Annotated in this window: 14 protein-coding genes; 7 read left to right on the plus strand and 7 right to left on the minus strand. The window is 70.7% G+C overall.

Features of this window, described 5'->3' with window-relative positions:
• Nucleotides 1–214: 214 nt before the first annotated feature.
• The 4 genes from ACFWPS_RS46870 (at nt 215) to ACFWPS_RS46885 (ending at nt 3,028) form a co-directional block, all read left to right on the plus strand.
• On the plus strand, nt 215–955 hold the full coding sequence (locus tag ACFWPS_RS46870; RefSeq protein ID WP_383718483.1) for an SDR family oxidoreductase: 741 nt from the start codon (nt 215–217) through the stop codon (nt 953–955).
• Between the two features lie 62 nt (nt 956–1,017).
• Nucleotides 1,018–1,917, plus strand: a complete 900-nt coding sequence (locus ACFWPS_RS46875; RefSeq protein WP_383718486.1) for an SDR family oxidoreductase — start codon at nt 1,018–1,020, stop codon at nt 1,915–1,917.
• Between the two features lie 97 nt (nt 1,918–2,014).
• A complete protein-coding gene (locus ACFWPS_RS46880; RefSeq protein WP_383718488.1) occupies nt 2,015–2,347 on the plus strand; it encodes a nuclear transport factor 2 family protein in 333 nt (110 codons plus the stop codon).
• A 60-nt stretch (nt 2,348–2,407) separates the two neighbouring features.
• A complete protein-coding gene (locus ACFWPS_RS46885) occupies nt 2,408–3,028 on the plus strand; it encodes a TetR/AcrR family transcriptional regulator C-terminal ligand-binding domain-containing protein (protein WP_383718490.1) in 621 nt (206 codons plus the stop codon).
• Nucleotides 3,029–3,255: 227 nt separating this feature from the next.
• On the opposite strand, the gene ACFWPS_RS46890 is transcribed toward ACFWPS_RS46885, so the two are convergent.
• On the minus strand, nt 3,256–3,828 hold the full coding sequence (locus ACFWPS_RS46890; RefSeq protein WP_383718492.1) for a TetR family transcriptional regulator C-terminal domain-containing protein: 573 nt from the start codon (nt 3,826–3,828) through the stop codon (nt 3,256–3,258).
• A 180-nt stretch (nt 3,829–4,008) separates the two neighbouring features.
• Here ACFWPS_RS46890 and ACFWPS_RS46895 point away from each other — a divergent pair, with 180 nt between their 5' ends.
• Nucleotides 4,009–5,028 (plus strand): alcohol dehydrogenase catalytic domain-containing protein, encoded by a 1,020-nt coding sequence (locus ACFWPS_RS46895; RefSeq protein ID WP_383718495.1) that lies wholly within the window; start codon nt 4,009–4,011, stop codon nt 5,026–5,028.
• Between the two features lie 29 nt (nt 5,029–5,057).
• Here ACFWPS_RS46895 and ACFWPS_RS46900 read toward each other — a convergent pair whose 3' ends face one another.
• The 5 genes from ACFWPS_RS46900 to ACFWPS_RS46920 all read right to left on the minus strand — a co-directional run bounded on the left by ACFWPS_RS46900 (nt 5,058) and on the right by ACFWPS_RS46920 (nt 9,791).
• Nucleotides 5,058–6,413, minus strand: a complete 1,356-nt coding sequence (locus ACFWPS_RS46900) for a mycothione reductase (RefSeq protein ID WP_383718498.1) — start codon at nt 6,411–6,413, stop codon at nt 5,058–5,060.
• 215 nt (nt 6,414–6,628) lie between these two features.
• The gene (locus tag ACFWPS_RS46905) at nt 6,629–7,528 is read right to left on the minus strand and encodes an NAD-dependent protein deacetylase (RefSeq protein ID WP_383718501.1); all 900 of its coding nucleotides are present in this window, start codon (nt 7,526–7,528) and stop codon (nt 6,629–6,631) included.
• A 304-nt stretch (nt 7,529–7,832) separates the two neighbouring features.
• Entirely contained in the window at nt 7,833–8,534 is a 702-nt protein-coding gene (locus ACFWPS_RS46910; protein WP_383718504.1) for a hypothetical protein, read from the minus strand.
• A gap of 51 nt (nt 8,535–8,585) precedes the next feature.
• Nucleotides 8,586–9,149 carry a hypothetical protein gene (locus tag ACFWPS_RS46915; RefSeq protein ID WP_383718506.1) on the minus strand — a complete coding sequence of 188 codons (564 nt, stop codon included), beginning with the start codon at nt 9,147–9,149 and terminating at the stop codon, nt 8,586–8,588.
• A gap of 327 nt (nt 9,150–9,476) precedes the next feature.
• Entirely contained in the window at nt 9,477–9,791 is a 315-nt protein-coding gene (locus tag ACFWPS_RS46920; RefSeq protein WP_383718509.1) for a hypothetical protein, read from the minus strand.
• A gap of 574 nt (nt 9,792–10,365) precedes the next feature.
• Here ACFWPS_RS46920 and ACFWPS_RS46925 point away from each other — a divergent pair.
• On the plus strand, nt 10,366–12,438 hold the full coding sequence (locus tag ACFWPS_RS46925) for a glycosyl hydrolase family 28-related protein (protein ID WP_383718512.1): 2,073 nt from the start codon (nt 10,366–10,368) through the stop codon (nt 12,436–12,438).
• Nucleotides 12,439–12,686: 248 nt separating this feature from the next.
• Here ACFWPS_RS46925 and ACFWPS_RS46930 read toward each other — a convergent pair whose 3' ends face one another.
• On the minus strand, nt 12,687–12,956 hold the full coding sequence (locus ACFWPS_RS46930; protein ID WP_383718514.1) for a hypothetical protein: 270 nt from the start codon (nt 12,954–12,956) through the stop codon (nt 12,687–12,689).
• Here ACFWPS_RS46930 and ACFWPS_RS46935 point away from each other — a divergent pair.
• Nucleotides 12,894–13,373 (plus strand): hypothetical protein, encoded by a 480-nt coding sequence (locus ACFWPS_RS46935; protein ID WP_383718520.1) that lies wholly within the window; start codon nt 12,894–12,896, stop codon nt 13,371–13,373. The two genes, ACFWPS_RS46930 and ACFWPS_RS46935, sit on opposite strands and share 63 nt — an antisense overlap.
• The last annotated feature ends 237 nt before the right edge of the window (nt 13,374–13,610 follow it).

A 13,610-nucleotide genomic window follows, 5' to 3' on the forward strand; every position in this document is an offset into this window, starting at 1 on the left:
CGTACGACTGGACCTGTGCGGCGCCACCCGTCATACCCGCACCGCCCGGCCATCCCAGACCGACACCAAGACCCCTGCGTGAAGCGGCGGACACCTGGTGGAAAAGCCTGTACGACATCCGGCACGAGGCTCACCCTCGGATATGGACGACACGTTCATTTCATGGTTATATGAACGTGTCGTTCATATCGAAGCACCTGAGAAGGAGACCCTCATGAGCACCCCCACCACCGACCGTGTCGCACTGGTGACCGGAGGCTCGGGCGGCATCGGCCGCGTCGCGGCCGAACGGCTCGCCGAGGACGGTTTCGCGGTCGCCGTGCAGTACGCGGGAAACAAGGCCAGGGCCGAGGACACCGTGGCCGCGATCACCGCCGCCGGCGGCAGGGCCCTGGCCGTGGGCGGCGACGTCGCCGACGAGAGTGCGATGAGCGCGGCCTTCGACGCGGTCGAGTCGGCCTTCGGCGGCATCGACGTGGTCGTGAACACCGCCGGGATCATGATCCTGTCCCCGATCGCGGCGCTGGACCTCGCCGACCTGGACCGGATGCACCGTACGAACATCCGCGGCACCTTCGTCGTCTCCCAGCAGGCGGCACGCAGGGTCCGCCCCGGTGGCGCGATCGTCAACGTCTCGACCTCGGTGGTCCGCACCCAGCTGCCGGGCTACGGCGCCTACGTCGCCAGCAAGGCCGCGGTCGAGGGCCTGACCCTCATCCTGGCCCGTGAGCTGCGCGGCCGGGACATCACCGTCAACGCCGTCGCGCCCGGCCCCACCGCCACACCGCTGTTCCTGGACGGCAAGGACGACGCCACCATCGCGAACTTCGCCAAGGCGACCCCGCTGGAGCGGCTCGGCGGACCCGAGGACATCGCCGAGGTCGTCTCGTTCCTGGCCGGTCCCGCGCGCTGGGTCAACGGACAGGTCCTCTACGCCAACGGCGGACTCGCCTGACCCCCTCGCCGTACACGCACCACCCCGCCCCTGCACTGTCATCGCCGAAAGGAACCACGTCCATGTCCACCACCGGCAACGTCGTCGTCATCACCGGCGCCTCCAGCGGTTTCGGAGCACTCACCGCCCGTGCGCTGACGGACGCCGGCCACACCGTCTACGCCGGCATGCGCCAGACCACCGGCCGCAACGCGCCCCAGGTCCAGGCCGCCGCCCAGTACGCCGACGAGCACCACGTCGACCTGCGGTCCATCGAGCTCGACGTGAACTCCCAGCTCTCGGTCGACACCGCCGTGGCACAGATCGAAGCCGAGCACGGCCGCGTCGACGTGCTGATCCACAACGCCGGGCACATGGTGACCGGGCCGGCCGAAGCCTTCACCCCCGACCAGCTCGCCGAGCTCTACAACGTGAACGTCCTGTCCACCCAGCGCGTCAACCGCGCCGTGCTGCCCGGCATGCGCCGACGTCGGCGAGGACTGGTGCTCTGGGTGTCCAGCACCAGCGTCAAAGGCGGCACCCCGCCCTACCTCGCCCCCTACTTCGCGGCCAAGGCCGCCATGGACTCCCTCGCGGTGTCCTACGCCGGCGAACTCGCCCGCTGGGGCGTGGAGACCTCGATCGTCGTCCCCGGCTCGTTCACCAGCGGCACCAACCACTTCGCTCACTCCGGCCACCCCGACGACACCACCGTCGAGGCCGAGTACGAGAGCCGGTACCCCGGCCTGATGGAGCAGGTGGCGACAAAGCTCGCCGCCCTCGCTCCCGAGGACGCGCCCGCGTCGCTGGTCTCCGAGGAGATCGCCCGCATCGTCGCCATGCCCGCCGGAAAGCGCCCCTACCGTGTGCACGTCGACCCTGCCGACGACGGATCCGAGGAGGTCTCCGCGACCGCCGACCGTATCCGCCGTGGCTTCCTCACCCGCATCGGCCTTGCCGACCTGCTCACCGTCCAGAGCTGAAATCCCTGGCCCGGGACGCGCAAGAGGGCCTCAGGCGGACGCGCAAGAGGGCCTGAGACCGCGCCTCCCGCGGCCACTCACGGTGGAGACATTTACCATGAGCGTCATCGAAATCCCCGCAGCCATCCAGACCTTCGTCGAGGCGACCAACCGCGGCGACGCCGAGGCGTTCGCCGCCGCGTTCACCCATGACGCCGAGCTCGACGACTGGGGCCGCGAGTACCACGGCCGCGACAGTGTGCGCGCCTGGGACCGGACCGACAACATCGGCGTACAGGCGCGTCTCACGCTGGACGCGATCGAGCCCGGCGCGTCGTCCGACACCTATGTCGCGACCCTGACCGTGACCGGCAACGGCTACAACGGCACCGGCCCCATGACCTTCGTCCTGCGCGACGGACTCATCGCGAGCCTGCGGATCGCTCCGTGACACCGCGCCTGACCTGACACACAAACCGATCCGCCCCGCGGCAACCGAGCAGGAGCACACATGGCGAACGATTCGAACCGACCTCCCGCCGGGGAGGGCGGCGGTCGCGGACGCGGGCGCCGGCCCGCGGACGAGGTCCGGGCGGACGTCCTGCGCACCGTCGGGGAGTTGCTGCTCGGCGAAGGCATCGCCGACCTCACCTTCGAACGCGTCGCCCGGGCATCGGGCGTCAGCAAGACCACCCTCTACAAATGGTGGCCCTCCAGAGGCGCGCTCTCCCTCGACGGCTACTTCCACGCCGTCGAGGACACGCTCGCCTTCCCCGACACCGGGGACATCCGCGCCGACCTGCTCGCCCAGCTGCGCGCCTTCGCCCAGGTCATGACCCAGACCCCGGGAGGTCGCATCCTGGCCGAGCTCATCGGCGAGTCGCAGACGGACCAGGACCTGGCCACCGCCTACCGGAGGCTCTACTCGTCGCAGCGGCGCCGGCTGGCGGGAGAACGTCTCCATCGAGCCCAGGAACTCGGCCAGATCCGCGCCGACATCGACGTGCAGATTCTCGTCGACCAGCTCTGGGGTGCCGTCTACCACCGACTGCTCATCCCCGACGAACCCGTCACCGACGACTTCATCGTCGGACTCGTGGACAACCTGCTGGACGGAGTCCGCCCGAAGTAGTCCGGTGGCGTCGGTCAGCGCCGCCCAGGACCGGGCGGGCAGGTGAGGGATCTGCAGCCATGTGCCGTTCGCCGTGGCGCCCGAGGGCGAGTCGATGCGGCGGCCGCCGGCCGGGTTGCACATCGAGCCGTCGGCGTTGACGACCCAGTTCTGGTGCCCCCGTCTCGGCCGGGTGGCGGACGACCCTGTCGACCTCCGAAGCGCGGCCGTGACGGTGGCGGGCAGGCTCAGCGCAGCACGACGTCGAACACCATGTGGAAGAACGCGTCGATGGGTGCGGAGGACTTGTCGGCGCGGGCCGCGATCAGGGCGCCCTCCCAGGCGCTGAGGACGAAGAGCGCGGTCGCCGACACGTCGAGCGAGGTGCTGACTTCGCCCGATTCCTGGGCTTCGGCGAGTACGCGCTCGATGCGCGAGGCCCACTGCCGGAAGCCGCGCTGGACGGCCGAGCGGATCTCCTCGGAGTGGTCGGCCACCTCGGCGCCGAAATTGCCGACCAGGCAGCCGCGGACGAAGCCGCTGTCCACCGTGTCCGAGCCCATGAACTCGAAGTGTGCCCGGAGGCGTTCCAGCGGGGGGCGCCCGGCCGCGTCGAGCATGTCGAAGCGCAGGCCGACGGCATAGCGGTCGAGCGCCTCCAGGGCGCTGTCCTCCTTGCTGCGGAAGTGGTTGTAGAAAGAACCCTTCGGAGCGCCGGCGGCCGAGGTGATGTCGCTTATGCCGGTGGCGTTGAAGCCCCGGGTGCGGAACTGCTCCAGTGCCGCCTGCGCGATCTCCTCGCGCTTCGACGCACGTGCCATTCGGATCACCTCGCCCTCAATATGTCCGGTCGTCTTGGCCGCTGTCAAGGCTGGAACGCGAGCCCGCGCACCCTTGCCGACCAGGCTTGACGCCATCCAAGACGACCGGTCATATTGATTCCACGCCGTCACACCGAACCCCGTTGGCCCACGCCCGGCGGGCGGTACCAAGGAGCCCCCATGTCCACCACCTACCGAGCCTTCGAGGCCACCGGAGTCCACAACCTGCGGCTGGTCGAGCGGGAGCTGGCCGACCCGGCGCCCGGACACGTCCGCCTCCGGGTGGAGACCTGCGGCGTCTGCCACTCCGACGTCCTTGCCGTGGAGGGCCTGCGCGCCGACCCGTCGAGTCCGATCGTGCCCGGCCACGAGATCGTCGGCGTCATCGACGCCGTGGGGCCGGGCGTCACCACCTGGCACCCCGGCGACCGCGTCGGCGTCGGCTTCCTGAACGGGCACTGCGGGGAGTGCGAGCCGTGCCGCCGGGGCGACTTCGTCAACTGCCTCGACCAGGGGCAGACCGGCACGAACGTCGACGGCGGCTACGCCGAGGTGACCTACGCGCGCGCCAGCGGACTGGTCCGTATCCCCGAGGGCATGTCCGCGGCCGAGGCCGCCCCTCTGCTGTGTGCCGGACTGACCACCTTCTCCGCGCTTCAGCAGGACTCCGTCAGGGCGGGCAGCCTGGTGGCCGTGCAGGGCATCGGCGGGCTGGGACACCTCGCCCTCCAGTACGCGCGCAGCCTCGGTTACCGGGTCGCCGCCGTAGCCCGCGGCAAGGACAAGGAGCCGCTCGCCCGTGAACTGGGCGCTCACGAGTACATCGACAGCTCGGAGACGGACCCCGGCGCGGCGCTGGCCGGCCTGGGCGGCGCCTCGCTCGTCGTCGCCACGGCGTCGAGCGGCGCGTCCATGAGCCCGCTGGTGCGCGGCCTGGCGCCCGGCGGGAAGCTCGTCGTCGTGGGTGCCGCGCCCGACCCGCTGTCGGTGGCCACCGCCGACCTGATCTTCGGCACCCGGAGCATCGTCGGCAGCCTGACCGGCTCGTCGATCGAGAACGAGGACAACCTCGCCTTCACCCTGGCCCACGGCATCCGCCCCTCCATCGAGACGATGCCTTTCGAGCGGGCCATGGACGCCTACGAGCGGATGCTCTCCGGCAAGGCACGATTCCGCGTCGTCCTCGACGTCACCGCCTGATCGTCACCGCCATCACGGCTCCGGCCTGACTACAGCTCCAGCAGCGCCTGTTCGACGGCCTCCGTCAGAGCCGGGTGGATGTACATGACGTCGTGCGCGATCCGGTCCACCGTCAGTCCCAGGGACATGGCCTGGATCAGGGGCTGGATGAGCGTTGCGGCCTGGGGCCCGATGATGTGCGCGCCCAGGAGCATGCGATCGGCGGGGCTCGCGAGGAGTTTGACGAAACTGGTGGTGTCCTCCAGGGCCCATCCGTAGGCGGTCCGGGCGTAGTCGCGGACGCTCACCAGGAAGTCGATGCCGCGCCGCCGCGCCTCCTGTTCCGTGAGGCCGACAGCGGCGATCTGCGGGTGGGTGAACACCGCGTGCGGCGCCGCCGTGTTCGGCAGCGTCCGCAACGCCTGCGGATGGAGGATGTTGTGCCGCACCACCCGCGACTCGGCGTTCGCCACGTGCTTGAGCTGGAAGTGGTTCACCGCGTCGCCGAGTGCCCACACCCCCTGCACGGACGTGCGGTAGGCGTCGTCGGTGACGATGTGGCCGTGTCCGTCCAGCTCCAGCCCGCCGTCGACGGCCCGCAGCCGGTCGGTGTTGGGCCTGCGGCCGACGGCCAGCAGCAGCATGTCGGCCTCGACGGCATGCTCACCGTCCGGACTGGCCACCCGTGCCGCCACGCCGTCCCCCTTCGGCCCGACGGAGGTGACCTCGGAACCGAGCAGCACACGGTGCCGCTGTGCGGCGAGTTCGGTGAAGCGCTGCGACACCTGCTCGTCCTCCGCCATGAGCAGGCGTGGCCCGCGCTGGACGATCGTGATGTCCACACCGAACGAAGCGAACACGTGGCCGAACTCGGCCGCGATGAAGCCGCCGCCGAGCACCAGCATGGAGGCGGGCAGGTCGTCGATCCGCATGATCGTGTCCGACGTGTGGAAGGGCACGGTGTCGAGCCCCGGGATGTCCGGCACCACCGGCCGCGACCCGACCGCGACGACGAACGTCTCGGCGGTGATCCGCTCCGCCCCGACCTCCAGAACCTTCGGGGCCACGAAGCGGGCCGCCTCGGTGAACACGTCGACGCCCTGGCTTCTGCGGTATTCCACCGCACTCTCGTGCAGCGGATCGATGCGGTCGAACACGCGGTCCCGGACGGACTTCCAGTCGACGTGCGAGACGCTCGCGTGGACACCGAGACGCCGCGCCTCCCGCGCTCCCTCGGCGGCGTCCGCGGCGACGACGAACATCTTGCTCGGGATGCACCCCCGGTTCAGACACGTGCCGCCGAAACGGTCCGGCTCGACGATGGCGATCCGCAGACGATCGAACTCCTCGGACAGCAGCATGTTGCCGCTGCCTGCCCCCAGGACGACGAGATCGTAGTGCCGCATGTCTTCCACCCTCCGCCGGCGGGACACCGGCGTCGCGGCGCGTGGCTGTGAGAAGACGGTCCCACGGATCACAATTCTGTTCGCATACGCCGCTTTCCACCACTGCCGGACATGAGGACGACCAGGGCCCGCGGCCGGTGCGTCCGGACACCGCCCCTTCCTGCGGCTGCGCTTCCAGGTGAAACGGCTGTGACCGCTCACCGGGTGGGCGCCGCTCAGTCCGCAGACCCGCCGCCGACCGGAATGCCCAACCGGTGGGCCACGGTGGTCAGGGCCGACCCGAGGGGGAGCGCGACCCGGGTGAGGGCGAGCGGGTCGCCCCGGGTCGGGTCCTGGTTGACGATCAGCACCGGCTTCCCCTCCTGGTGCGCCTGGCGGACGAACCGGAGCCCGGACATCACCGTCAGCGAGGAGCCCAGGACCAGCAGTGAGGACGCTTCACGGACCAGGCGCCGGCAGTGCTCGACGCGTTGCGGCGGAACCGCCTCGCCGAAGAACACCACGTCCGGTTTGAGGACGCCGCCGCAGCGCGCGCAGGGCACGACGCGGAAATCCCCGACCTGTGTGTCGGTGAGGTCGGCGTCACCGTCCGGGTTGATCCCCGCGGCCACCGGGTCGAAGCCCGGGTTCTCGGCCTCCAGCCGCCGGGCGAGTTCGCTGCGCGGGCTGAAGACGCCGCAGGAGAGGCAGACGACCCGGTCGAGGCTGCCGTGGAGTTCCACGACGCCCTCACTGCCGGCGGCCTGGTGCAGTCCGTCGACGTTCTGGGTGATCACAGCCGAGACATGGGCGTGCCGCGCGTAAGCAGCCACGGCCCGGTGCCCGGCGTTGGGGACGGCGCGGCCGAAGGTGCGCCGGCCGAGGTGGCTGCGCGCCCAGTAGCGGCGCCGCGCGTGAGCGCTGCCGGTGAAGTCCTGGTAGGTCATCGGGGTGTGCCGGCTCAGGCTCCCGCCCTTGCCCCGGTAGTCCGGGATGCCTGACTCGGTGGAGATTCCCGCGCCGCTGAGCACCAGCACACCGCCGGTGCTCAGCGCATCGACGACCGGTTCCAGATCGGTGGTGCCAGGCGGCAGATCCGCGGCAGGGGTCCAGCTCAGGGTGGGGCGCATGCGCATGCCGCCAGGGTACGGAATCGCCGGCGCCCCACAGCCATGCCGTACGTGCCTTACGCGCGGGAGGCGAACCCGCTGCTCACACATCGACACACGTACCAGATCCCCGCGCACGCGCGACCTCGTCGGCTACCGCCCGGATCGCCGCGATGCCGAGACGGCGTCAGTCGGGCCGGTCCAAGCCGTCCAGGTTCTCTCCGTTCGCGAGCCGCGCTCGTACCGCGACGTGGGGGCGCCCGGGCGCGGGCAGGGCCAAGGTACAGCCGTCCCGCGCGGCGGAGACGTCACCGGCTCACGCGCAGAGCCGTCACCGCGAGTCGGCGCGAGCGCAGGTCCACACGGCCTGCCCGCCGCCGTCGGGCAGGTCCTGCTCGGCAGCAGGTCCGCCGGGCCGTAGGCGGCCCGCGCCGCGGACGTCGGCGTGCCGTCGGAGGGCTCCGGGCCGCCGGACAGGGTCGCGGCCAGCACCGTTCCCGGCGGCCAGGCCCAGCCGTACCCGGCGCCTGCGCCGCAGCAGAACGGTGGGGCTCGCCTGGAGCGCGCAGGCGTTCAACTCCGGCGATGCCAGCAGCCGGGCGGCCGACGGTCCGGCGCTCTCGCCGAGCGTGTCCGCCGTGCGCAGGGCGGCGTCGGGGTGCCGCGCCCCGGCCGCCGTCAGGACCCCGCGCACGGCCTCGTCGGACAGGCCGTGCATCGTGCGCAGCAGGAACGCCGCACGGTCGGCCGCGGTCACCCCCGACAGCCGCAGGGCGAGGGTGAGTTCGTCGCTGCCGCCGGACCGGGGGAACAGTCTCAGGCCCACCACCAGCGGCAGCCGGGGCAGCAGCGGTATCAGGCGCCGGCGCGGACCACGGTCGTACGAGAGCGCGCCGCGCACCACCGCCACGAGCAGCGCCTGTGCGACGGGCGCCCCGCCCGGCCGCTGCTTGCGCGGGGGCGGGACCGCCGTGCCGGCACCCGGCAGCGCTCCCGTCAGCGCCCGCTGCACCAGGGAGTGGGTGACGACCACTCGGCGGTGGCGGCCGAGAGCGGCGCGCCGGGACTCTCGCAGAGCGCCACGTCAGCAGTGTCTGCTGGTGAGCCAGAAGCAGGTCCCGGCTCCCAGACCGAACACGAGATGGGTGCTCAGGTCGTCAGCCAATGTCCTCGGGCTGTATTTCCAGATCGGCTTGTAGAGCCCGGACTGCGGGAGGACCAGATACGCACTGGCCCACACAGCCGCGCCGAAGGGAATGCCGAACAACGGGTTCGGGCGCGGGACCGATCCGGCAGCGATCCCGTACAACGCACCCCAGGCGGAGCCGTAGGACCAGTGCATCGCGGTGCTTATGAGCCATGCCCACCGGTCAGGGACCTCGCGCTGGGTGAACCCCTCCAGGAGCCGCTTCGCCACCTTGCCCGGATCCGGGGCCTCTTCCCAGCCCTCGACCGGCGCGAACTCCCATTCCTTCGGACTCTCGGTGCCTCCTGCGCGGCGATATCGCAGATAGCGCGTGGCATCCATGCATACCGTCCCCGCGACACCGGCGACGACGCCGTCGACGACGGCGGCCAGCGGCGTGAGGGGCCCTCGTCGTGGACGTCCTGTTCCCATGATGCCCATCACTTCAACCACCTCGGGCAACTGCCGGTGCCTAGGGCCGCCCTGTCGCCCTCCTTGGCTTCCAGGAAGTACAGAATCCCACTGGTCACCTGCGCCCGCACCCCAGGAATGCACCACCGCGGCGCCCGGACCGACCGCTGGCGGACAGGGGCGCACGCCCTTCGTGTCCGCAGGCGCCGTCGGCGTCGGCCTCCGCCGAAGGCGTCGCCCGGGCGCTGACGGGCGTCGATGGGCGCCGGGCGGATGTCCGCGCGGCAGTTCGCCGTCGCGAGGCCGCGTGCGGACGATTTCGTGTCGTACCTCGAGACGCGGTCGCCCTCCGCGCATCCCGACGTCAGACGTCTGACGTCAGATGTCGTCCATGCTCGCCGGGCCTGCGACACACGTCCCGGTCTTGTCCACTACGTAGATGATGTCTCGGGTGCCGATTTCGCCGGCTGCTTTGCCGGGCTCGGGGTCGAAGACGGGGCAGACCGACTCCACTCCCCGGACGACCACCCTGTACGTCACAGGCCATGCGCGTTCTTCGGTCCACCCGAAGTAGGTACCGCCGCCCTCGTCCGACGTTCGGTCGGAGTCGCCCTCGACCGTGACACCGCGCTCTCCGCATGACGGACAGCCGAGCACGCGAGCACCCCAGGCCGACTCGTTGACCAGCCGCACCGGCAGTCCGTCGTCGCTGGAACTTCCGCACCCCGTAACGAAGACGGCGGTGATGCCCAGTGCCCCCAGGAGCGTGATACGCGGTCGTTTCAGGCTCCGAGGGGACAGGGTGTTGTGACTGCCCGGTCTCAAAGGCCCCACGCTTCGGACTCCCCCCGGTGAACACGAATCGAGATTGGATCATCGCAGGTCACAGACCGATGAGCAACGGTTCGAGACCGCCTGCTGCTTCTGTTGCCGACGGGCGGAGGAACGCTGACCGGCGACCGGTGGACGTGGATGGCCGGCAGCGCCGCGAGCAGTCCTGCCACCGCCGCATCGGTCAGTCTCCGCCTTCCTCCGGCCCAGCTCCGAAGCGTGAGCGCGGCTTCCCGTGGAATGAGATCCATGCGCAAGTAATCGACAATCACTTGCAGAATCCGTACCGATGAATGGAAAGAAGTGTCCGCCGTCTTGTCCGGCCGTCCTGTCGCGCCCTAATGTCCCGGTACGCAGCGGCACGGCCCGTTCCCGTCGTGCTGTCGCGCACCGAGCTGCCCTCGGTGACCTCCGCTCCCAGAGAAACGAGAATCCGATGGCGCGGTACACCAACGACCTGGCTGCGGCGCGGCTGAGAGGCCGTGCGCGAAGACCGGCTCGGACCCTGGTGGCGCTGACCGCGGTCACCGCCGGACTCGTCCTCGGCCTCGGCGCTCCGGCCCCGGCGTCGTCGTGGCACGGTGGCCGTGAGGGCTTCCCGGCGGTGACCCGGGCCGGGCTCGACCCCGCCCTTGTCGCGGGGCGGGGCGCCGCGGTGGACTTCGACGAACAGGAGGCGGAGAACGCGGCGACGGACGGCACCGTCATCGGCCCGGACCGCACCGCCTACACGCTGCCCTCGGAGGCATCCGGCCGCACGGCGGTGCGCCTGAAGCCGGGCCAGTACGTCGAGTTCACCCTGCCGCGCGCGGCCAACGCTCTCACCGTGCGGTACAGCATCCCCGACGCTCCCGGAGGCGGCGGCATCACCGCACCCCTCGATGTCTCCGTGGACGGCCGGCACCGCACCACGATGACCCTCACCTCCCAGTACTCCTGGCTCTACAACCAGTACCCGTTCAGCAACGACCCCCAGGGCGACCTGCTGCACCCCGACTGGTGGATCACCGAATGCGGTTGCGTTCCCGCCGCCACCACCCCGGCGCCCACCATCGACAAGCCGTTCAGGCCGAGCCACTTCTACGACGAGCAGAGACTGCTGCTCGGCAAGCGGTACGCGGCCGGTGACACGGTCCGCCTCACCGCGCCCAGGAACACCACGGCCGCCTGGACCGTCATCGACCTGCTCGACACACAACTCGTCGGCGCGCCCCACGTCGAGACGCACGCCGCGAACGTCATCGCCTTCGGAGCCGACCCCACCGGCCGCCGTGACGCGGGAGACGCCTTCGACCGGGCCATCGCCTACGCCGAGAAGCGGCACCTCAAGGTGTACCTGCCGCCGGGCACGTACCAGGTGAACCGCCACATCATCGTGGACGACGTGACGATCGTCGGGGCCGGCAGCTGGTACACGATCGTCAAGGGCCACCAGGTCACCCTCGGCACCCCCGCCCCCGACGGCTCGGTCCACACCGGGGTGGGCTTCTACGGCAAGGACGCCGCGCACGGCGGCAGCCACGACGTCCACCTGTCGGGCTTCGCCGTCGAGGGCGACGTACGCGAACGCATCGACACCGACCAGGTCAACGCCCTCGGCGGGGCGCTCAGCGACTCGACGGTCGACGGCCTCTACCTCCACCACACCAAGGTCGGCATGTGGTTCGACGGCCCGATGACCCGACTGCGTGTCACCCGCACCCAGATCGCCGACCAGATCGCCGACGGACTCAACTTCCACACCGGCGTCACTGATTCGAGCGTCTCCGACACCTTCGTCCGCAACACCGGCGACGACGGTCTGGCCATGTGGTCGGAGAAGACGGGCGACGCGCGCAACGTCTTCGCCCACAACACCGTGCAGACCCCGGTCCTCGCCAACGGCATCGCCCTGTACGGCGGCACCGACAACACGGTCACCGGCAACCTCATAGCCGACCCGATCAGAGAGGGCAGCGCCATCCAGGTCGGCTCCCGGTTCGGCGCGCAGCCGTTCACCGGACACCTGACGATCTCGGACAACACCACAGTGCGCTCAGGGCCGTTCGAGCTCAACTGGAAGATCGGCCTGGGAGCCATCTGGTTCTACGCCCTGGAACAGGACATAGACGCCGACATCCAGGTCACCGGCGACCACTTCCTCGACAACACCTACAACGCCGTCATGCTGGTCTCCGACTTCCCGGTGAAGGACAAGTACGCGATCCGAGGCGTCCGTTTCAAGGACATCCGCGTGGACGGCACCGGCACCTCCGTGCTCAGCGCCCGCTCCGCCGGATCGGCGTCCTTCGAGAACGTGGACGCCCGCAACGTCGGCGCGGTCGGCATCAACAACTGCGGCTCCTTCAACTTCCCCGCGTCCGGCTCCGAGTTCACGGTGAACGACCTCGGCGGCAACGACGGCGGCGGCACGACCGGCCCCTGGCTGGCGTCCTGGGAACTGCCGAACACCATCACCTGCGAAGACCGGCCCCCGGTGACCCCGCCACCGGCCCCGGCGCCTTGGTGAGGTAAGACGACGGGCGAAGCAGCCACGCCGTCGCAGGATGGCGGGCCGTCTCCACTGGGGGGAGGCGGCCCGCGCGCTCGTGCCGAGCACCGACGCGGGCTCGTCGACCAAGCCGAGCCCAGCCGCCTCTGCGCCCGGAGGCGGCGGAGGGATTGCAACAGAGCTGAACGCCCGAGGCCCGCCGCCCAGGCCGACCCGATCGGCCGGACCGACTTGAGGGCGCCGGTCGACTCGACGACCAGTCGGGCCTACCAGCGCGCCACGAATGCGCTCCGGCCGGAGAAGGACACCGGCGCCGTCACCTGCCGCAGCAAGAGCGAGGCTCCCGCACCCGCACCCGACGAGTCCCGTTCCTTGAGCACCTTGGCCTCGCTCTTGAGGATCCGGGCCATCTGGCCCGCCGAACGCGTCGGCTCCGGCCGCCCCTCGATGCCGAGGACCACGACGGCGCCGTCATTCTCCTCAACGCGGCGCTGCTGGGTCTGGAGAGCTACTCCGCGGTGGTCGAGGAGTGGCACCGCTGGTTACGGCTGGCCGAGCACGGCTGCCTGGCCGTGTTCACCGTCGAGATCCTGCTGCGCCTGGGCGCGCACGCCGACCGCCCCCGGGGCGACGCGGTCCACGCCGGCCTGGAGGTCTCCCGCTGGAGCCTCGTCTACTACGCCTCCTACGTCCTGATCGCCTCCTTCGTCCTCGTCAACGTCCTCATCGGTGTCGTCATCACGTCCCTCGACGAGGCCCGGCAGATGGAGCAGGAGGAGGCGACGGAAGAGCCGCCGTACCCGGCCCCCGGGCTCGAAGTCCGTCGCCTGCTGTTCACCCGCATCACCGCGGCCCGCCAGGCCCTGGACGACCTTGAACGCGACCTCCTGCGGCGTGCGGCAGCGGACGGCTCCCCGGACATCGGGGCCGCACGGGCAGCGTCTCGATCATGACCGCCTTGCCCGGGCATCCGACCGGACCCGGCCGGTGGCCGCTCCGCGGGCAAGGGCGACAGCGGTGGGCGGGCGGCAAGGTGCTCGGCGAGCGGGGTCCGGCCCCGGGGCCTTGTCATTGCCGGGCCGCGGGCGGGGTGCTGGGGGGCTGTTCCGGTTTTGATGTTGGTGGTGAGGTGTTGGTTGGGGCCTTGTGGCTTGTGGGTGTCATGGTGGGGAGGGGGGCTGTGATTGTGG

The sequence above is a fragment of the Streptomyces sp. NPDC058457 genome (genome assembly GCF_042720695.1).
Lineage (GTDB): Bacteria > Actinomycetota > Actinomycetes > Streptomycetales > Streptomycetaceae > Streptomyces.